19 protein-coding genes are annotated in these 19470 nt (G+C 70.7%); 11 read left to right on the forward strand and 8 right to left on the reverse strand.

Annotated elements, in window-relative coordinates; all coding sequences use genetic code 11:
* Window positions 1–95 precede the first annotated feature (95 nt).
* From EAS64_RS37710 to EAS64_RS37720, 3 genes are read left to right on the forward strand one after another with little or no spacing between them, the layout of a single operon-like run.
* Entirely contained in the window at window positions 96–479 is a 384-nt protein-coding gene (locus EAS64_RS37710; protein WP_145861130.1) for a hypothetical protein, read from the forward strand.
* A 4-nt stretch (window positions 480–483) separates the two neighbouring features.
* Window positions 484–711, forward strand: coding sequence for a hypothetical protein (locus EAS64_RS37715; RefSeq protein ID WP_145861132.1), 228 nt, complete (start codon window positions 484–486; stop codon window positions 709–711).
* A 5-nt stretch (window positions 712–716) separates the two neighbouring features.
* A complete protein-coding gene (locus EAS64_RS37720; RefSeq protein ID WP_145861133.1) occupies window positions 717–929 on the forward strand; it encodes a hypothetical protein in 213 nt (70 codons plus the stop codon).
* Here EAS64_RS37720 and EAS64_RS37725 read toward each other — a convergent pair.
* Window positions 926–2281: an MFS transporter gene (locus tag EAS64_RS37725; RefSeq protein WP_222849897.1), complete on the reverse strand. Its 1356-nt coding sequence runs from the start codon at window positions 2279–2281 to the stop codon at window positions 926–928. The two genes, EAS64_RS37720 and EAS64_RS37725, sit on opposite strands and share 4 nt — an antisense overlap.
* 39 nt (window positions 2282–2320) lie before the next feature.
* On the opposite strand from EAS64_RS37725, the gene EAS64_RS37730 reads away from it, so the two are divergent.
* Window positions 2321–3532, forward strand: a complete 1212-nt coding sequence (locus EAS64_RS37730; RefSeq protein ID WP_145861135.1) for an ROK family protein — start codon at window positions 2321–2323, stop codon at window positions 3530–3532.
* A 272-nt stretch (window positions 3533–3804) separates the two neighbouring features.
* On the opposite strand, the gene EAS64_RS37735 is transcribed toward EAS64_RS37730, so the two are convergent.
* Both EAS64_RS37735 and EAS64_RS37740 read right to left on the reverse strand, forming a co-directional pair.
* Window positions 3805–5517: a phospholipid carrier-dependent glycosyltransferase gene (locus EAS64_RS37735; protein WP_187366470.1), complete on the reverse strand. Its 1713-nt coding sequence runs from the start codon at window positions 5515–5517 to the stop codon at window positions 3805–3807.
* A gap of 113 nt (window positions 5518–5630) precedes the next feature.
* Window positions 5631–6389, reverse strand: a complete 759-nt coding sequence (locus EAS64_RS37740) for a DNA alkylation repair protein (protein ID WP_145861138.1) — start codon at window positions 6387–6389, stop codon at window positions 5631–5633.
* Window positions 6390–6461: 72 nt separating this feature from the next.
* Between EAS64_RS37740 and EAS64_RS37745 the strand changes: the two genes are divergently transcribed.
* A complete protein-coding gene (locus EAS64_RS37745) occupies window positions 6462–6713 on the forward strand; it encodes a hypothetical protein (RefSeq protein ID WP_145861140.1) in 252 nt (83 codons plus the stop codon).
* A gap of 81 nt (window positions 6714–6794) precedes the next feature.
* Here the strand turns inward: EAS64_RS37745 and EAS64_RS37750 are convergent, their stop codons facing one another.
* From EAS64_RS37750 to fdhD, 4 genes are all read right to left on the reverse strand, one after another.
* On the reverse strand, window positions 6795–8081 hold the full coding sequence (locus tag EAS64_RS37750) for a NosD domain-containing protein (RefSeq protein WP_145861142.1): 1287 nt from the start codon (window positions 8079–8081) through the stop codon (window positions 6795–6797).
* Between the two features lie 151 nt (window positions 8082–8232).
* Window positions 8233–10551, reverse strand: a complete 2319-nt coding sequence (locus tag EAS64_RS37755; RefSeq protein ID WP_145861143.1) for an FdhF/YdeP family oxidoreductase — start codon at window positions 10549–10551, stop codon at window positions 8233–8235.
* 122 nt (window positions 10552–10673) lie between these two features.
* A complete protein-coding gene (locus tag EAS64_RS37760; protein ID WP_145861145.1) occupies window positions 10674–12065 on the reverse strand; it encodes a molybdopterin molybdotransferase MoeA in 1392 nt (463 codons plus the stop codon).
* A 117-nt stretch (window positions 12066–12182) separates the two neighbouring features.
* The gene (fdhD, locus tag EAS64_RS37765; RefSeq protein WP_145861147.1) at window positions 12183–13031 is read right to left on the reverse strand and encodes a formate dehydrogenase accessory sulfurtransferase FdhD; all 849 of its coding nucleotides are present in this window, start codon (window positions 13029–13031) and stop codon (window positions 12183–12185) included.
* Between the two features lie 425 nt (window positions 13032–13456).
* On the opposite strand from fdhD, the gene gap reads away from it, so the two are divergent.
* The 5 genes from gap (at window position 13457) to EAS64_RS37790 (ending at window position 17561) form a co-directional block, all read left to right on the forward strand.
* Window positions 13457–14467 carry a type I glyceraldehyde-3-phosphate dehydrogenase gene (gene gap, locus EAS64_RS37770; RefSeq protein ID WP_145861149.1) on the forward strand — a complete coding sequence of 337 codons (1011 nt, stop codon included), beginning with the start codon at window positions 13457–13459 and terminating at the stop codon, window positions 14465–14467.
* Between the two features lie 22 nt (window positions 14468–14489).
* Entirely contained in the window at window positions 14490–15701 is a 1212-nt protein-coding gene (locus tag EAS64_RS37775; protein WP_145861151.1) for a phosphoglycerate kinase, read from the forward strand.
* Between the two features lie 273 nt (window positions 15702–15974).
* Window positions 15975–16772: a triose-phosphate isomerase gene (gene tpiA, locus EAS64_RS37780; RefSeq protein WP_281283380.1), complete on the forward strand. Its 798-nt coding sequence runs from the start codon at window positions 15975–15977 to the stop codon at window positions 16770–16772.
* Between the two features lie 51 nt (window positions 16773–16823).
* Window positions 16824–17054 carry a preprotein translocase subunit SecG gene (gene secG / locus EAS64_RS37785; RefSeq protein WP_145861155.1) on the forward strand — a complete coding sequence of 77 codons (231 nt, stop codon included), beginning with the start codon at window positions 16824–16826 and terminating at the stop codon, window positions 17052–17054.
* Between the two features lie 177 nt (window positions 17055–17231).
* A complete protein-coding gene (locus EAS64_RS37790; protein WP_145861157.1) occupies window positions 17232–17561 on the forward strand; it encodes an RNA polymerase-binding protein RbpA in 330 nt (109 codons plus the stop codon).
* A gap of 84 nt (window positions 17562–17645) precedes the next feature.
* On the opposite strand, the gene EAS64_RS37795 is transcribed toward EAS64_RS37790, so the two are convergent.
* Complete coding sequence (locus EAS64_RS37795; RefSeq protein WP_222849898.1) at window positions 17646–18425, reverse strand: TetR/AcrR family transcriptional regulator; 780 nt, start codon at window positions 18423–18425, stop codon at window positions 17646–17648.
* A gap of 188 nt (window positions 18426–18613) precedes the next feature.
* On the opposite strand from EAS64_RS37795, the gene EAS64_RS37800 reads away from it, so the two are divergent.
* Window positions 18614–19417, forward strand: a complete 804-nt coding sequence (locus EAS64_RS37800) for an SDR family NAD(P)-dependent oxidoreductase (RefSeq protein WP_145861159.1) — start codon at window positions 18614–18616, stop codon at window positions 19415–19417.
* Window positions 19418–19470: the final 53 nt, after the last annotated feature.

Consider the following 19470-nt stretch of genomic DNA (forward strand, 5'->3'; position numbering starts at 1 on the left):
GCGGGACGAACTCGTCGCCGACCTGACGAGCCGGATCAACCTGGTCATCGACGCCGACCTCACGGCGAGCTACAAGCGCGAGTTCTCCTATCGGGGTGGCGGGCCCGCGCGGCATCGGTAAGACCACGCTGCTCAGCCAGTTCGCCCGGCCGGTGCCCGACCTGCGTCCCCTCGCGCCATGGGACGGCGAGAACGAGGTTCAGCGCTGGGGTGTCACCGTCGCGGCGCCCGCGCAATACGACGCCCGCGATTTCCTGCTGCACCTGTTCGGCACCCTGTGCGCCTCGGTGCTCGGCGAGGCACGAGTCCGGGCACTTGAGGGCGAGATGACCGGAATGCCGAGGAAACCACGTGGATTCGTTTCACCGGCACGGACCTCGAGTTCCCTGCTGTGGCGGCGCGCATTTACCGCTTCGTCTTCTAACCGTGGTCCCGCTCTCCTTCTTGACCGGGCAGGAGGCGAGACGACTGGCAGGTAGCCGTTTGGTACAGGTCACCGAGCCGTCAGCCGACCTGCTTTACGTCTTGTCGGGCGGGCTGCCGCGCGAACTCGTCCGGCTGATCCGCCGCGCGGTGGACATCCAGCGGGGCCAGGCGGTCAAGGCAGGGCCCCTGCCGGCCAAAGGCCCGCCGCGGGTCCCGCTCGACGACCTCGCGGGCGCACTGATCGCGGACCAGGTCGCCGCGCAGCGCTGTGGCTCGCCACCGTAGGCCAGGTGTTCGGGCTCTGCCAGGATCAGCAAGACTTCCAGACCGCGGAGCAAGCGCACGACCCGCTGTCGTTCGAGCGGCTGGCGCGGGCGCGGCAGAACTTCCCGCTCGGCCCTGGCTATGTGCAGGCCGCCGTGACCGCGGTCAGGATCGCCTGGGACCTTGAGCGGCCGCCCGATGGCACCGCGGAGGCGACGCCGTTGAGCGCGGTGTCCTAGGCCCCGGTCCGGTCGGTGGATGCCGCGCGGGCGAGGAAGACGGCGAGGATGCCGAGCACGGAGACCGTGGTCAGCGCCACCCGCAGGCTGACCGCGCCGGTCAGGAAGCCGATCGCGGGCGGCCCGAGCAGGAAGCCGGCGTAGCCGAAGGTCGAGGCGGCGGCGACGCCGTTCGGGCCCGCGAGGGCGCCGACGCGGGACATGGCGGTGGGGAAGGCGTTGGCCACGCCGAGGCCGGCCAACGCGAAGCCGATGAGGGACAGCGGCAGCACCGGCGACAGCGCGGCGGCGAGCATGCCGGCGCAGGTGATCAGGCCGCCGTAGACCAGGACCCGGGTCTGGCCGAGGCGGTCGAGCAGCGCGGTGCCGAATAGCCGTCCGCCGGCTTCGGCGAGCGCGAAGGCGGCGTAGCCCGCGGCGGCAAGGCCCGCGTCCACGTTCAGGTCGTTGCGCAGGTGCAGCGCGCCCCAGTCGCTGACCGCGCCCTCGCCGTAGGTGGAGCACAGCGCGATCACGCCGAGCAGCACCACCGTCCGCCACACCCCTTGGGTCCGGGCGGACGCGGCCGGGTGTGGCACGCTACCGTTCGGCTGCGAATTGCCTGTTGTCGTCTCGCGAGGCGTCGCCTCGCCGTCACTGGCTGTGCCAGCCTCGGCGGGGGAGCCACCGCTACCGCCGGCGACCGAACTCGGGTCCGCGCCGCCCGCCGCCTCGATGCCGCTCGCCTCGGCGACCGCGCGCTGCGCCAGCTCGGCAGGCAGGTCGCTGCGCAGGATGATCCGGCCGCAGGTCGCGGTCACCACCAGGCCGAGCAGGCCGACCAGCGCGAAGTGGGTGAACGGCGACAGGTGCGGCGCCGCGAGGCCGCCGAGGGCGGCGCCTGCCAGACCGCCGAACGACCACGCCGCGTGGAACGACGGCATCACCGGGCGGCGCATCACGGCGACCAGGTCCACGGCGTAGCTGTTCATCGCGACGTTGAGGCCGCCGTAGCCGATGCCGAAGACGACGAGCGACAGTCCGAGCGCGAGCGCTGAGGAGGAGAGCGCCGGAAGCAGCAGCGCGAACGAGAGCCAAACGGCGGCGACCACCACGACCCGGGGACTGCCGAACCGCCGGCACAGCGCCCCGGTCAGCGTCATCGTGGCGATAGCGCCGAGCGACACGCCGAGCAGCGCGAGCCCCAGCGACTGCGGTGACGCGCCGACCGCCGCCTTCACGGCCGGGATCCGCACCGCCCAGCTGGCGAAGATGAACCCGTCGGCGGCGAAGAAGGCCGTGATCGCGGCGCGGATGCTCGCGGTCTCGTTGCCCGCCGTGACCGGCAGCGGTAGTTTGTATAGCAGCTGCACAAAACAAGGATAGAGGCAAATCGAAATGCGGACAACAGCGTGGAGCTAAAACCCGCGACGCTGGCTGGCCCGACGCTGGCCGGAACAGCCCTGACCTTGATCCACGCCGGCCGGGCGGCCACGCGCTCGGAACTTACCAGCCAGCTCGGAGTGACCAGGGCGACGACCGGCGCGATCACCGCCGAACTGCGTGATCTTGGCCTGATCGTGGTAGACAGCGGACCGGGCGGCGGCCATCAGGGCCGTCCGTCGCACCGCGTGGTGCCAGACCCGGAAGGCCCGGTGGCGCTCGCCGCCCAGGTGCATCCGGACGGCTACGCGGTCGCTCTCGTCGGGCTCGGCGGGGTCATCGCCGCGCGGCGGGCATGGCACGCGCCGGTGCCCGCCGATCCCGGCCTCGTGTTCGGGGAAGTCGCGGAGGCGGCCGCGGACCTGCTGCGGACCTCGCGCCGCCGCTGCGTTGGCGCCGCGGCCTGCCTGCCGACCGCGGTCACCCGGCCGCAGGGCACCGCCATCCGCGCGCTCTACGTCGGCTGGCCCGATGGCTCGCCGGTGCGCGAGCTGTTCGCCGCGGAACTCACCCGCAGGGGCGTGGCAGCCCCGGCAGGCTTCAGCGCTGTCAATGACGTTAACGCGATCGCCCTCGCCGAGCACCGACACGGCGCGGGTCGCGACGCCGGGCATCTGCTCGTTCTGGTCGCCGAGCATCGCGGCGTGGGCGGCGGGCTTGTCCTCGACGGCAGCCTTTACACCGGCAGCACCGGACTGGCCATGGAGGCGGGCCACGTGAGCGTGGACCCGTACGGTCGTCCCTGTGTCTGCGGCAACCGCGGCTGCCTGAACGTGGAGACCGACGCGGCGAGATTCCTTGAGTCGGCCGGGCGGGAGCTCCCGGCGCAGGGCCCGATCCTCGATGAGGCCATCGCCCTGCTGCGCGACGGCTACCAGACAGACGCGCGGGTCCGCCAGGCAGCCGACGCGATCGTCGAGCGCCTCGGTCTCGGGCTGGCCGGCCTGATCAACGTGATCAACCCCGACCGCGTGCTGCTCGGCGGGATGCACGGGGCGCTGCTCGCGGTCGCCCCTGGCCCGCTCCGGGAGGCCGTCGCGCGGCACAGCCCATGGGGTCACGGTGCGGCGATTCCGGTCGAGGCCTGCTCACTGGATGACGCGGGTCTGATCGGCGCGGCGGAGACCGCATGGCAGCCCGTATTGGACAATCCGGTGCTCATTCGGTCATTACCGGATTGACCCTGGTAAATGCCACACCATTGCAGCGAATGCAATTGCATGGGAAGGCAGTGCGTCGTAGGGTGGCTCTCATGAGTGGGCGGAGGGGGAACGCCTCGCCTACAGCGGGGCGTTGGCTACGAGAGGATGGGCGAGGGTGCGGACTACAGGCTGGAGCTGATCGTCGTCACGCCGGTGCGGGGCCGCTGAGGGGCGGCCCGGCCGGTGTTCGCCTTCAGCGCGGCCCCTGAGGATGTGCTCGGTGGATGCGCTCGGCGCCGGTGACGCGAGGCTCAGCGGCGGACGTACAGCTTGCTGTCGCCGTAGCCGGGGAACGCCGCGATCTGCCTGAAGTGGCCGTCGAACCAGGTCTGCAGGCCCGCCGTCCACGGGATGCGCGCGGGTGCGCCTGCCGAGAGCCACACGTAGCGCGCCTGCCCGAAGATCTTCTCCCAGCCCGCGACCACAGCCGCCGTTTGCCCGGCACCGCCCTGCGGTGATACGCCGCCGCTGAGCGCGAGCGTGGTGGCAAGCGAGTCCACGACGTCCGGGCAGCCGGGGCCAGGAGCGGTGAACCGGTTCGCGGCGATCGCGAACGACACCTGATCGGCGACCAGGCACGATCCCTTCGGTATCAGCGCCGACGCGACCGCGGGGCTGTCCGGCACGTGCGCGCCGGACAATTCACGTGCCTCGGCCGCGCCGGCCGCGACGATCACCACCGCGATCGCGGCCGCGAGCACCCGTCGTGCACGGGCGCCGCGCAGCGGGCCGGCCAGGGCGCCGATGGCGGCACCCGCGGTGATGGCGATCCACGGCGCGGGGAAGTCGGGGTAGTGGTAGAAGAACGCCGAGTAGCCCAGGATCGCCGCGGCCGCGGCGGCGGCGGTGACCAGGGCGAACCACTCAAGCGGCGTCCGTCGGCGCGGCACGATGAGGTAGCCGGCGGCGATCACCACGATCGCGATGGCGGCCACCGCGTACGCCTTCCAGCCGGCCGCGACGATGTGCGTCGAGGCCTCGGCGCCCATGGAGAACAGCGTGTGGCCGGTAGTCCCAGGCACGGTGAGCTTCCCGCTCCTGCTCAGGACGTCGATCAGCCCGGTCAGGTGCGCGAGCCGCAGCGACACCGGCGTGTACTCGCCGACCCGGCTGACCTGGTATAGCAGCGTCTGGTGCACGAACGCGCCCGGCGCGGCCAGGGCGAACGGCCCGGCGAGCACCGCGAAGCCGCCAACGGAACCGCCGAGCAAGGCGCCGCCGCGCCGCAGTCGCGACGCACCGGGCTCAGGCCGCGCGATGAGACACACCGCGAGCAGCGCCGCCGCGGGGATCGCGGCCCAGAACTTGATCGCGACGCCACAGCCGAGCGCCACCCCCGCCACGGCGAGCCAGCGCGGGCTGGCCAGGCGCCCCTCCCGGAAGGCCGCGGTCGCCGCGAGCAGGCAGGCCAGGTTCATCCATGGTTCCAGCAGCAGCGTCCGCGCGGCGAGGATGTCGGCGGGGTACACCGCGAGCAGGCCAGCGGTCACCGCGCAGACCAGTGCGCCGCGGTGCCGCACAAGACGGCCGGCCAGCGGCACGCAGGCGGTGCTTGCCAGCACGCTGAGCAGGCGGGCCACCGCCAGGCCGCCGGCCTGCGAGGTCAGCGAGCCGATCAGCGCGCCTGGCAGCCCGACCACGATGATCCCCGGGGGCTGGACGAACGCGTAGTCCTTGTACGGCATCGCGCCATGCAGCAGCCGCAGCGCCGCGCCGAGGTAGACACCGTCGTCATATTCGACCTGGCCCGAGGTCAGGAAGCCGGGCCTGGTGACCAGGAACAGCCGCAGCGCGAGCGCGAGCGCCGTCGCGGCGAGGATGACAAGGCCGGCCGACGACGGCACGCGGAGCAGGAACCCGCGGCCCGCCGCGCCGGCGCCCTCCCGGGCGCTGCCCGCGCCGTCCGGTCCGCCGCCCGCGCTGCCGACGGGCGTACCGTCCTTCGCGCGACGGACAGCGGGCATAGGAACGCTCCGGGGTGGCACGGGAACTGGTGGACTGGAGGGGCCCAATTTACCATCGCAGGCAGCGTCGCCCGGGCCGACCATGGCATCACGCGGGCCAGCCAGGGGCGGACCTACCGGCGGGCGCGGCGCAGTTCCAGGTGGGCCTTCGTCTCGGGGGGTAGGTACCTGGCGGCCTCGCGGAAGGTGACACCCGATATCTCGGCTACGTGATCTTCCGTCCAGGTCGCGACCCAATTAGGGTCCTGGCGGGAGATCTCCCTAAGCACCCAGCCGATCGCCTTGCGGATGAAGAACTCCCGTTCGGCGAGCATCGGGTCGGTGTAGCGGACGAACCGGCGCAGGTCGGGCTGGTCGGCGCGGATGCCTGGCATCAATGCGAGCAGTGCCGAACGGCGTACCCAGAAGTCCCCGTCGACCGCCCAGGTGTCGATTCGTTCCCACGACGACGCGTCGCGCAAGGCGACGGCGCCCGCGATGTTCCCCGCCAGCGGGTCCACGTACGCCCAGGTGCGTGCGTCGCGGATCAGCCGCTCGATGGTCGCCAGATCCGCGGCGGCCAGCCGCGTGACAGCCAGCTGGAGAATCTGGATCGCCGCGGCCCGGCGTTCATGCACGGGCTCCTGCCATAGGGCGAGTGCCCAGGCCACGGCGGTCTCCCTGTCGAGCCGGACACCGCGCTTGCCGTGGGCTGCGAGGTGATCCTTGACTGCCGCCTTGACCACGCGGCGGATGTCAGGCATGGCGACGCCGATGAATTCAAGCTCGCTCTTGAGGTACCGCTTTTCCTGCGCGGCTCGTGCCGTCGAACCGAACGGACGCAGCGCTTGCGTGAGGGTCGCGGCAGTGGCATCCGGATCGAATCCATCCACGGCCCCACCCTACGCACGGCTGACGCTGCGACAGGCTTAGTTGGCACCCTCATCGCCGGCGTACTGCTGTACGTGGAGGAGGACCAGGGCAGCGGCTGGTTCGAGTGGCGGTACCTGCCGGTGTGGGAGGCCGGGTGCGCGGGCGGCGGGCTGGCCGGTGCGCTGGACCGGCATCCCGCGTGGCAGTGCCTGTACTGGGTCGTCGTCGGCGTCCAGTTCGCCGCGATGCTCATGGGGGCCGCCTGCGTGGGGCGGTGGATCCTGGCCGGCTGGCGGGCCGCCGAGAAGGCGTCGCCGGACAGCACCGACTGCGCCACTGGTTGATAACAGCAACAGGCGCGGAGCGTGACCGGGGGCTGACTGGACGGCGGGCGCGCTCGCGGCCCGCCGTCCAGTGTCGCCGGGTCAGTTGTTCGCGGAGACCGGCACGGTCACGTCGATGAACGTGTTAGAGCCCAGGCCGAACGCCTTAACCGGCTTGCTCAGCCAGATGCCGAAGTGGTTGTCGTAGATGAGATTGCGCGCGATCTTGACGCGGACCTTCACGCCACCGGAGAACACGAGTACGCCGGTCGTTTCCTTGTCCTGCGGGCTTGCCGGGAAGTCGAGCGGGTCGCCGCCGGTGTTGTTCTCGCCGATGACGTTGTCGACGATCCTGTTGCCGTTCAGGTCCTCGAACTGTGTCTTGCCGATGGTGTGCGCGTGCATCGTGACGCCGGACAATTCGTTGCCGGCGATGAAGTTGCCTTCGACCAGATTGTCGTAGGACGCGGTGCCAGGACCCGCGTTGGCGAACAGCACTCCGGCGCCCTCACCCTTGAGTCCATTGTCGGTGACCACGTTTTTCCGTATGACGTTCCGGTAGACGCCCGCGACCGAGGGCTGCGGCACGCCGTTGGCGTTGAGCGCTCCCGGGTTGTGCCCGGGAACGGTGATCCCGCAGTCCGCGGCGTTTTGCGTCACGACGTTGCCCTCGACCAGGTTGTTGTGCGTGGGCCCGATGTCGTCGCTGAGCAATACGCCGCCGGAGTTAAAGGCGATGAAATTGTCGCGGATCGCCGAGAAGGCGACGTTACCGGCGAAGTGAACGCCCTCGCCGCAGTCACCGGGCACCTGCCCCTGTGCCGCGCACTGGAAGTACGTCGACTGTGGTGGGACACCGCCGCCCAGGTCGTTGTGGACGACGGCGTTGTGGGCGATCACGATGCTGGACAGGGGACCGCTCAGTCCAGCGGCCAGGACTCCCTCACCCTCGGCGTGCTGGATAATGAATCCCTTCAGCGTGACGTGGGAGCTCACGACGATCACCGCCGCGAAGATGACCTGCTGCCCGAGCCCGCGCAGGGTGATGGTGAACGTCGGCGTGACGCCCGACTGGTCGATGGTCGCGTGCTGGCCGACGAGCGATACCGGCTTGGATATCACGACCTGCTCGTGATATGTCCCGGCGCATACGATGATGGTCGCACCGTCGGGTGCGGTATTGATTGCGGACTGAATGGTGCTGAATCCTGCGGAATGGCAAGATTTGCCGTCGTTATTCTGGTTGCCCGATGGTGCCACGAAGAGCGTCTTGCCACTGAACCATTGCGCGCTGGCGGACGCCACTCCCGCCTGTGCCACCAGCGCACCGACGGCCAGCACGGGCGCTACCAGCGCACCGGCCAGCCGGATAAACCGGTTGGATATCATGCTTCCCCCCCGAAAGCCGCGCGAATTACCGGAACCAGCGGCCGGCGGAATGGCGCCGTTTCCGTGCGCCGCCGCGCCGCTCGCTATATCGGAGAGTAGCACCGAGGATACCGAGGGTTATGATAATCATGTCCCGCGGTATCAGGGACGCTTAGCCCACGGCAGGCGGGACTGACCGCTCCAGGCGGATAATCACCGACTTGGACGTCGGGGTGTTGCTGATCGCAGCGGTGGAGTCCAGCGGCACAAGCGCGTTCGCCTCGGGGAAGTAGGCGGCCGCGCAGCCGGCCGGCGTGGGGTACTCGACCACGCGGAAGGCCGGCGCGCGGCGCTCGCCGTCGGACCAGACACTGACCAGGTCCACCAGGTCGCCGTCGCGCAGGCCGCGCTCGGCCAGGTCCTCGCCGGAGACAAAGACGACGCGGCGGCCGCCGTGCACGCCGCGGTAGCGGTCGTCGAGCCCGTACACGGTGGTGTTGAACTGGTCGTGCGAGCGCAGCGTCTGCAGCAGCAGGTGACCGGGCGGCACCCGGACGGCGCTCACCGCGTTGACCGTGAACCGCGCCTTCCCCGATGGCGTGGCGAACGTCAGCGAGTCGCGCGGCGGCCGGGGCATCGTGAAGCCGCCTGGCTGGCTGACCCGTGCGTCGTAGTCGGCGCAGCCGTCGACGACGTTCGCGATGTGCCCGCGGATCACCGAGTAGTCGCCGCCCATCGCGGACCAGCCAAGCTCGTCGCCGAACAGTTCCGCAGCGAGCCCGGTGATGATCGCCACCTCGCTGCGCAGTTCCGTGGACGCGGGGGCGAGGCGGCCGCGGGAGGCGTGCACCACGCTCATCGAGTCCTCGACGGTGACGTACTGCTCGCCGCTCGCTTGCCTGTCGCGCTCGGTGCGTCCCAGGCACGGCAGGATCAGCGCCTCGCGTCCGGTGAGCACGTGCGAGCGGTTCAGCTTGGTCGCGACGTGCACGGTGAGGTCGCAGCGCCGCAGGCCGGCCGCGGTGACCTCGCTGTCCGGGGCAGCGGAGGCGAAGTTGCCGCCGAGGGCGAAGAACACGCCGACCTTGCCGTCGCGCATCGCCCTGATCGAGTCCACCACGTCCCAGCCGTGCGCGCGCGGCGGGTCGAACCCGAACTCGTCGCGCAGCCGGTCGAGGAACGCGTCGGGCATCTTCTCCCAGACGCCCATGCTCCGGTCGCCCTGCACGTTGCTGTGCCCGCGCACCGGGCACGGGCCCGCGCCGGGCCGTCCGATGTTGCCGCGAAGCAGCAGGAAGTTCATCACCTCGCGGATGGTCCCGACCGCGTTCGCGTGCTGCGTCAGGCCCATCGCCCAGCAGACGATGATCGACTCGGCGGCGGTGACGTCGTCGGCGAACTCCTCGATCCGCGACCGGGACAGCCCGCTCAGCCGCTCCACGTCGGCCCAGTCCAGGGCGCGCCACCCGGTGGCGGCCGCCTCGAACCCCTCGGTGTATGCATCGATGAACGCGTGGTCGAGCACCGGGCCGGCGGCTCCGCCGCCCGCGAGGATGGCGTCGGCGTCGTCCCGTGCCAGTAGCGCCTTGTTGACCCCGGCGAACAGCGCCAGGTCGCCGTTGACCCGCACCCGCAGGAAGCGGTCGGCCAGCTTGGTGCCGTGGCCGGCAAGCCCGCTGGCCTTCTGCGGGTTCTTGAACCGGAGCAGCCCGGCCTCGGGCAGCGGGTTGACCGCGACGATCTTCGCGCCGCGCTTCTTCGCCTCCTCCAGGGCGGCGAGCATCCGCGGGTGGTTGGTGCCGGGGTTCTGCCCGACGACGACGATGAGGCCCGCGTGCTCGGAGAGGTCCTCGAGGGTGACCGTGCCCTTGCCGAGGCCGATCGTCTCGGTGAGCGCGGCGCCGCTCGACTCGTGGCACATGTTGGAGCAGTCGGGCAGGTTGTTGGTGCCGAGCCTGCGGGCGAGCAGCTGATAGGCGAAGGCGGCCTCGTTGCTCGCCCGGCCGCTGGTGTAGAAGACGGCGCGGTTCGGGTCGTCGAGTGCCCGCAGCCGGGAGGCGATCAGGCGCAGCGCCTCGTCCCAGCCAATGGGCCGGTAGTGTGTGGCTCCCTCGGCCAGGTACATCGGCTCGGTGAGCCGCCCGTTAGCCTCCAGCCAGTGGCCGGTTTGCTCGCGCAGGAACGCGACGGAGTGCGCGCGGAAGAAGGCGGCGTCCGCCCGCTTCCTGGTGGCCTCCCAGGCGACGGCCTTGGCGCCGTTCTCGCAGAACTCAGCGTGCTTGCGATCGGCAGCGGCCGGGTCGCCCCAGGCGCAGGACGGGCAGTCGAAGCCGTCGGCCTGGTTGACCCGCAGCAGCGTCCGCACCGAGCGGGCCGCGCCCATCTCGCCAAGCGCGTAGCGCATCGATACGGCGACCCCGGGGACTCCCACGGCGGACGTCTCCGGCTCGCCGATCGTCATATTCCGGTCATCGCCCCTCACATCACCCATATCGGTAAACCCTAGGGGCTGCGGCGGGCCGCCCTTCGGCCTCCCCGGTCCTGAGCCGCGTGCGCGCGGAAACCTAATCGTGCAGCCACACGGCGGCACGCGTCCGAGGGGCGGCGCACGGGTTACCGGGCAATGTCCGCGACGGGCAGCACCGCGATCTCGGTGCCCGCCGCGAAGTCGACCCGGTCCCGGCCGGCCGGGACCTGCCACCACGCGTCGGCGCGGGCGAGCTGGCTGATAGTGCCGGCACCCCGCCTGGCCGGCGTGGCGAGCGGCAGTTCGCCGCGCTCACCGTGGTCGCTGAGTGTGACGAGCACCCAGTTCTCCGCCTCGGGCCGACCGGTCCAGTCACGGTCGAGCCGCGCGCGGATCGTCGTCCTGGCCGGCGTGTGCCCGGTGAGCACGCCGAGCAGCGGGACGGCGAACAGCTCGAAGATGACCGCCGCGGCGAGCGGATAGCCGGGCAGCCCGATGGCCGGCGCGATCGCGGCCCGGTCCGCCGCCTTGGCTCCGGTGGGCCGCTTGACGTGGCCGAGGATGGCGGGATGGCCGGGTCGGACCGCGACGCCGGCCACCGCCACGCCGCCGACCTGGGCGAGTACCGCGGCGGCGTGGTCGCCGCGGCCGCGGCTCGACCCGGCGATGATGAGCACCAGGTCCGCGCCCGCCGCGGCCCGGTGCAACTCGGCCGCCAGGGAGTCCGGGTCGTCGGGCACGATCGGGCCGACCTCGGCCAGCGCGCCGAGCTGGCGGCAGCGCGCGGCGAGCATGATCGAGTTGGTGTCGATGATGTCGCCGCGCCGCAGCGGCTCACCCGCGGGCCGGATCTCGTCGCCCGTCGGGATGATCGCGACGACCGGCCGCCGGGTAACCACGAGTGTCGCGTGCCCCGCCGCCGCGGCGGCGGCCAGGTCGCCTGGCCGCAGGAGCCGCCCGGCGGGTAGCAGCTCCTCGCCGGCCGCGAAGTCCTCACCGGCGGTCCGCACGTGCTGCCCGGCCGTGGCCAGCGGGGCCGCGGCGTCCGGGCCCGCCGCGATGAGCACGCTGCCGTCTCCCTGCGGCAGCAACCGCTCCCTAACGACCACCGTGTCCAGGCCGTCCGGCATCGGGTCACCGGTGTCGATCCACTCGAACGCGCCGGCCGGCAGCCGGATAGCACCGGCGCGAGCGTCCAGGTCCTGCGCGTCCAGGTCGTCGGCGCCGCCCGTGCCGGCCGGGGCGACCGTGCCGCCGACGGCCGGGGCGATCGGCAGGCCGGCGGCGCGCACCGCGATCCCGTCCATGGCGGCGCAGTCGCAGCGCGGCGACGGCCAGCGGGCGGTCACCGCGGCGGCGGCGACGCGGCCCAGTGCCTCGTCGAGCGGGACCCGTTCGCTGTCACCAAGCTCGCCGGGCAGGCCGGGCGGGCTGGCCCGGCCGGACCGCGCCGGCCAGCCAGCCCCGCCAAGCGAGTCAAGCCAGCGCTGGTAGGCGACGTCGGGCAGTGCCAGGCTCCCGCCGCCGGTCAGGCCCACGGCTCACCACCGCTGGGCTGCCCGGCCGTCCGTGGGTACCGTTCGTCGCGCATCCGCCGTGCGCTGCTCCTCGGGTTGGCGTTCATGGCACCGGTCCGCGATCGCACTGGTCCCGCGTCACACCGCTACCCGCTGCGCGCCCGCGTAGACGTTCATCGACTGGCCGCGCAGGAAGCCGATCAGCGTCAGTCCCGCCTCCTGCGCCAGGTCAGCCGCGAGCGACGACGGCGCGGACACCGCGGCGAGCAGCGGAATCCCCGCGAGCACCGCCTTCTGTGCCAGCTCGAACGAGGCGCGGCCGGACACCAGCAGCGCGCAGCCGCTCAGCGGCAGCTTGTCCTGGAGCACCGCCCAGCCGACGATCTTGTCGACCGCGTTGTGCCGCCCGACGTCCTCGCGCACCGCGAGCAGCTCGCCGGACGCGGTGAACAGCCCGGCCGCGTGCAGCCCGCCGGTGGCGGAGAACACCCGCTGCGCCTCGCGCAGCCGGTCGGGCAGCGTGGTCAGCACGGCGGGGTCGAACATGGAACCGTCGGCGGACAGCGGCGTGCGCGGCAGCAGGCGGATGTCGTCGATCGAGGTCTTGCCGCAGACGCCGCAGGCCGAGGTGGTCATGAAGTTCCGCCGCGCGCCCAGCGTCACCTCGGCGCCTGGCGCGAGCGTGATGTCGACGATGTTGCCGATTTCGTCGTCGGTGTGGTCCAGGTGACCGCAGGTCGTCCCGTCGCATATCTTCATCGCTGCGATGTCGTCGCGGCCGCGCACGATCCCCTCGCCAACCAGGAATCCAGCCGCGAGCTCCACGTCGTCACCCGGCGTCCGCATCGTCATGGTGAGCGCGGTCCCGTCCACCCGGATGCCGAGCGGCTCCTCGGCGGCGAGCAGGTCGGCCCTGGCCGCCGCCGACACGCCGGTCTCGGTCACCGTGACCCGGGTGATCCGCCGCCGCGCCGTCCGCCCTGCCACCGCCGCCGCCTTCCGCCCTGCTGCCCGCCCTGCTGCCGTCAATTCAGCGTACGCCGGCGCTCGCGACCGGTCTTCCACGCGGCGGCCAAGCCGATGGCCCGCCCCGTTGTGTCCGAAACGCGGAAACCCAGTGCGGCCGGAAGGGAAACGGTGGCGGAAAGGAGGATGGCGCAACCGTTACGGATATTGCCATTTCTTTACCTTGTTAGTATGGTCTAGACCACTGGGGCAGTACGACTAGGCATGAGCGGCCCCGCGGACCGGGGCGACCCCCCGAGGTCTGCTGGCCGGGGGACGGTGTTCGATAATCTCCCCGGGGGCGTGACAGCGAGCACGCCGCCGCTGCAGGGACGTGACGAAGTGACACGGACGTCCCGGACGTTGGACCCTAGTGACGAGCGGCGATCGGAACGGAGACTGGTGCTGTGACCATTCGAGTTGGCATTAACGGGTTCGGGCGGATCGGTCGGAACTTCTTCAAGGCGCTTGAGGAGAGCGGCGACCGCGGCTTCGAGGTCGTCGCCGCCAACGACCTCGGCGACCTGAAGACCATGGCCCACCTGCTGAAGTACGACACGGTCGCGGGCCGGTTCGACAAGCCGGTGTCGGTTGAGGGCGACTCGATCGTCGTCGGCGGCAAGCCGATCAAGATCCTCGCCGAGCGCGACCCGGCCAACCTGCCCTGGGGCGACCTTGGCGTGGACATCGTGATCGAGTCCACCGGCCGCTTCGTCACCGGCCCCGCGGCGAAGGCGCACATCGCGGGCGGCGCCAAGAAGGTGATCATCTCCGCCCCCGCCAAGGAGGAGGACATCACGATCGTGATGGGCGTCAACGACGACAAGTACGACGCTGCCAACCACGCGATCATCTCCAACGCCTCCTGCACCACCAACTGCGTGGCGCCGATGGCCAAGGTGCTGCTTGACAACTTCGGCATCGTCAAGGGCCTGATGACCACCGTGCACGCCTACACGCAGGACCAGATGCTGCAGGACGGCCCGCACAAGGACCTGCGCCGCGCCCGCGCCGCCGCGCAGAACATCGTGCCCACCTCAACCGGCGCGGCCAAGGCCACCAGCCTGGTGATCCCGGAGCTCAAGGGCAAGCTCGACGGCTACTCGCTGCGCGTGCCGGTGATCACCGGCTCGATCACCGACCTGGTCGTCGAACTCGGCAGGGAAGTAACCAAGGACGAGGTCAACGCCGCGTTCAAGGCCGCCGCCGAGGGCCCGCTCAAGGGCGTCCTCGTCTACACCGAGGACCCGATCGTCTCCTCCGACATCGTGGGCGCGCCCGCCTCATGCACCTTCGACGCGTCGATCACCATGGCCTACGGCAACCAGGTCAAGGTCTTCGGCTGGTACGACAACGAGTGGGGCTACTCAAGCAGGCTCGTCGACCTGACGGCACTCGTCGCGTCCCGGCTTGGCTAGCAGGAAAGCTGGCGATTCATCCATGAAAACCATCGACGACCTCGAGGTCTCCGGCCGGCGGGTGCTGGTCAGGTCGGACCTCAACGTGCCACTGGACAAGTCGGGCAGTGGCGCGATCACCGACGACGGGCGCATCCGCGCCTCGCTGCCGGTGATCAAGAAGCTGGCGGACCGGGGCGCCAGGGTCATCGTCATGGCCCACCTCGGGCGGCCCAAGGGCGAGGACTTCGCCGAGCGCGCCGAGGGCGGCCCCTCGCTGCGAGTGGTCGCCGGCCGGCTCGCCGAGCTGCTCGGCAAGCCGGTGGCCTTCGCCAGCGACCTGGTCGGGCAGTCGGCGGCCGAGACGGTCGCGGGCCTGGCCGACGGTGACGTCGCGCTGCTCGAGAACGTCCGCTTCGAGCCCGCCGAGACATCCAAGGATGAGTCGGAACGGGTTGGGCTTGCCTCCGACATCGCCCGCCTCGGCGATCTGTACGTGGGCGACGGGTTCGGCGTGGTGCACCGGAAGCAGGCCTCGGTCTACGAGCTGCCCAAGCTGCTGCCGCACGCGGCGGGCGACCTGGTCATCGCCGAGGTGTCCGTGCTGCGGCGGCTGACCGTCGACCCGGCCCGCCCGTACGTGGTCGTGCTCGGCGGCTCGAAGGTGTCGGACAAGCTCGGTGTGATCGGCAACCTGCTGGGCCTGGCCGACCGGGTGCTGATCGGCGGCGGCATGGTCTACACGTTCCTCGCCGCCCTGGGCAACGAGGTCGGCACGTCGCTGCTTGAGCCCGACCACATCGAGTCGTGCAGGCAGATACTCACCGACGCCGGCAAGCGCGGCGTCGACCTGGTGCTGCCGACCGACATCGTGGTCGCGCCGCGGTTCGCCGCTGACGCGCCGCCGTTGGTGGTCGCCGCCGACGCGATCCCCGCGGGTCATATGGGGCTGGACATCGGGCCCGAGTCGCGTGAGCTGTTCGCCGCGAAGCTGGCGGACGCGAAGACGGTGTTCTGGAACGGCCCGATGGGCGTGTTCGAGTTCCCCGCGTTCGCGCCGGGCACCAGGGCGGTCGCCGAGGCGCTGGTGAAGGTCGACGGCCTCACCGTGGTCGGCGGCGGCGACTCGGCGGCGGCGGTGCGCTCGTTCGGGCTCGACGAGTCCTCGTTCGGGCACATCTCCACCGGCGGCGGCGCGTCCCTTGAGTACCTCGAGGGCAAGACGCTCCCCGGCCTGACCGCCCTGGAGGAGTAGCCGCAGTACGCTGAGGCGTCGCGTGCCGTCGCGGCGGCGGCGCCTCGCCGTCCTCGTCGGCGTGATAACAGCATGAAGTGGCCGCAGCCGCCCGCGGGCGGGCGATGATCACGGAACTTCGGATTTCAACGGAACTTTTCTCCCCGGATCGGGGAGAAAAGTTCCGTCAGGATCAAATGTTCCGTGATCATGGGGGCCACAGTCTCGGATAACAGCAACAAGTCGCGCCGCCGGGCGCGGCTGCCACGGCCATACGGAGCTTGGGTCTCAAACGTGAGCGATAACAGCAAGAAGCTGCCGCTGATCGCCGGCAACTGGAAGATGCACTGCAACCACCTCGAGGCGATCGCGCTGGTGCAGAAGCTGGCGTTCACCCTGACCGACAAGGACTACCGCCACGTCGAGGTGGTCGTGCTGCCGCCGTTCACCGACCTCCGCTCGGTGCAGACCCTGGTGGACGGCGACAAGCTGAAGATCGGCTACGGCGCGCAGGACATCTCCAGGCACGAGAAGGGCGCCTACACCGGCGAGATCTCCGGGCCCATGCTCGCCAAGCTCCGCTGCTCTTACGTGCTGTGCGGGCACTCCGAGCGCCGCCAGTACCACAACGAGGACGACACCCTGGTGAACGCCAAGGTCAAGGCCGCGCTCGCGGTCGGCGTCACGCCCATCCTGTGCGTGGGCGAGCAGCTTGAGGTGCGCCGGGCGGGCGCCCACGTGGAGCACGTGATCGAGCAGCTCAAGGGCTCGCTCGCGAAGATCCCCGCCACGGCGGTCGCCGAGCTGGTGATCGCCTACGAACCGGTCTGGGCGATCGGCACCGGCGAGGTCGCGTCCCCCGCCGACGCGCAGGAGATGGCCGCGGCGATCCGCGAGCACATTTCGGGCGCGGCGGGCGGCGAAGCCGGGCTCGGGGTGCGTATCCTTTATGGTGGGTCCGTCAAGGGCGATAACATTGCTCCCATCATGGCGGGGCAGGACGTGGACGGTGCCCTCGTCGGCGGCGCAAGCCTCGACGCCGGTCAGTTCGCTGAGATCTGCCGGTATCGTGAGCTGGCCACGGGTCGCTGAGATACCGCCCACGGCCAGTCTCTAGAGCGTCAAGGGGAAAGAAGAACACCGGTGGAGATCGCGCTCTCGGTCATCTTGATCATCACGTCGCTGGTGATGGTGCTGCTCGTTCTCCTGCACAAGGGCAAGGGCGGCGGTTTGTCCGACCTGTTCGGCGGCGGCGTTTCCTCAACGCTTGGCTCTTCGTCGGTGGTGGAGCGGAACCTGGACCGCATCACCATCTTCTTCGGGGTCCTGTGGTTCGTCTGCTGCGTCGCCCTGGGCTGGCTCGTCAACCACTAGGGTCATCGGCCCGGGGCGCGACGTCCGCGTTGTGTGCGCGTTTGCGCCGCACGGCGGCGAAACAAGTGGTGAAATAAATCAAGGCCGGGCAGGCCTGCTTCCCGCTCCGGGCGAGCGGGCCTTCGTTGAGGTCATCAGCCTCAAGTCATCGAGGCAAGTCATCGAGGTGGAGTTTCTGTGAGTAGTGGCAACGCGATCCGCGGGAGCAGGGTAGGCGCCGGCCCGATGGGCGAGGCGGAGCGCGGTGAGGCCGCACCCCGCACGTGGGTGTCGTTCTGGTGCTCGAACGCGCACGAGACCAGGCCGAGCTTCGCGTCGGACGCCGCGATCCCCGAGCAGTGGGAGTGCCCGCGGTGCGGCTTCCCGGCCGGCCAGGACCAGGCCAACCCCCCGGCTCCGCCGCGCGTCGAGCCCTACAAGACCCACCTGGCCTACGTGAAGGAGCGCCGCTCCGACGCCGACGGCGAGGCCATCCTCGCCGAGGCGCTGGCGCGCCTGCGCGGCTGACCGCCGCGCGATCTGCGACAACCGTTCATCGCCCCGGGCAGCGTGGCTGCCCGGGGCGATGCGCGTTCGCCGTATCGCATGCGCCTAGCCGAGAAGGCCCGGCAGGAGCTGTGTGATGTGCTTGTCCAGCATGTCACCCGCCGCCGCGTCGCCGCTGAGCTGCGCGAGCAGCGCCTGCCGGAACAGGCCGTCCATGAGGGCATATGCCATGGCCGGTGAGACCGCGAGCGGGGACTCGCTCAGTTCGGCGTACCTGCTCACGATCCGCCAGATCATCTCTTCGAGCGACTGGTCGATCTCCCGCACGGTGGCGCGGAACCGCTCCTCGAACAGCGACTGGTTGCGCAGGTCGTACCAGAGCCGCTGCATGGTCGCGTCGTCCCTGAGCGTGCTGGCCATGGCCGCGCCGATGCCGTAGCGCAGTTCGTCAGCCGAGGTCGCGCTAGCCACCAGCTCGTCGTACCTGGTGACACACTCGGCCTTGTACTTGCTCACGCAGTGGATGATCAGCTCGAACTTGTCCGCGAAATAGTAATGCAGCACGCCGTGGGAGAAGTCCGAATGCTGCGCGATGTCGCGCAGGCTGGTGTTCGCGTACCCCTGCTCGGCGAGGGTCGCGAGCGCGGCGGCGGCGAGCTGCTCGCGCCGCTCGGTAAACTTGTCCACTTTGCGCCGCGCGATCCGGTCCCGCGTCCTGGTCGCGGCATCGCCCGGGGCGGCGCGGTACGTGGCGGGCTGCTGTGGTGGTGTCTCGGCAGGAGAAGGGAATGCCTGTGGCGCCTGGTCGGGAGGTTGCGGGTCCGTCAACGTCTGGTCGCCCGCGTCATGCTGGCCGACCTCGTCGTCGGTTTGCCATACGGCCACGTTATCAGCCTTGTCGATAGGACAAATGACCTAGGACGATCGTCAAGCAAACGCTTGACAACTGTCAAGAACAATACGACGGTGATAAGACGCCGGAGGCCTGGGGCGTTGACGCGCTAGGCCACGGCGGCCAGCGGGTAAACGTGCACTACGGCGGCGGGGGACTTTGGCCGCATAGAGAGGTGCCGATGAGCGTTTATGACCTGACGGGCCGCAAGGCCGTGGTCACCGGAGGCGCGCGGGGGCTCGGCGAGGGGATGGCACGGGCACTGGCCCGCGCCGGGGCGGCGGTGGTGATCGCCGACATCCGCGAGGACCTGGGCAAGGTGACCGCCGGCTCGCTGCGCGATGCCGGGGCGCGCGCCGAGTTCGTCACGCTCGACGTCACCGCGGAGGACAGCTGGGCGCAGGCCGTGCCGCAGGCCATCGCGTACCTCGGCGGTCTCGACATCCTCGTCAACAACGCCGGGATCGAGATCACCAGCCTGCTTGTCGACATCGACGCCGCCGACATCCGGCGGATGCTCGAGGTCAACGTGCTCGGCACGGCGCTCGGACTCAAGCACGGACTCCGTGCCATGCGGCCGGGCGGCCCGGCCGGTTCAGGCGGGGCGATCGTCAACGTGGCGTCGGTGGCGGCGACGATCGCCTTTCCCGGTATCGCCGGATACTCGGCGACCAAGTCCGCGGTTGACCGGCTGACCCGGGTCGCCGCGATGGAATCGGGCAGGCTCGGCTACGGGGTGCGGGTCAACTGCGTCTACCCCGGCCTGGTCCCCACCGAAATGGGCAACCAGCTCGCCCAGGACATGGCCACCGTCGGCCTGTTCCCCAGCGCCCAGGAGGCAGCCACCGCGGTCGTCGGGCTCACCCCGCTCGGCCGGCTCGGCGAGGTCCCGGACATCGCGGATGCGGTCGTCTTCCTCGCCTCCGACGGCGCCAGGTTCATCACCGGCGCTGGCCTGCCGGTCGACGGCGGCATGGGCATGTAAGCGGGTTATCCGCGCAATCAGTTTCGGCCTGGCGATACATCCCGCTCTCGCCG

The sequence above is a fragment of the Trebonia kvetii genome (assembly GCF_007827045.1).
Taxonomy (GTDB): domain Bacteria; phylum Actinomycetota; class Actinomycetes; order Streptosporangiales; family Streptosporangiaceae; genus Trebonia; species Trebonia kvetii.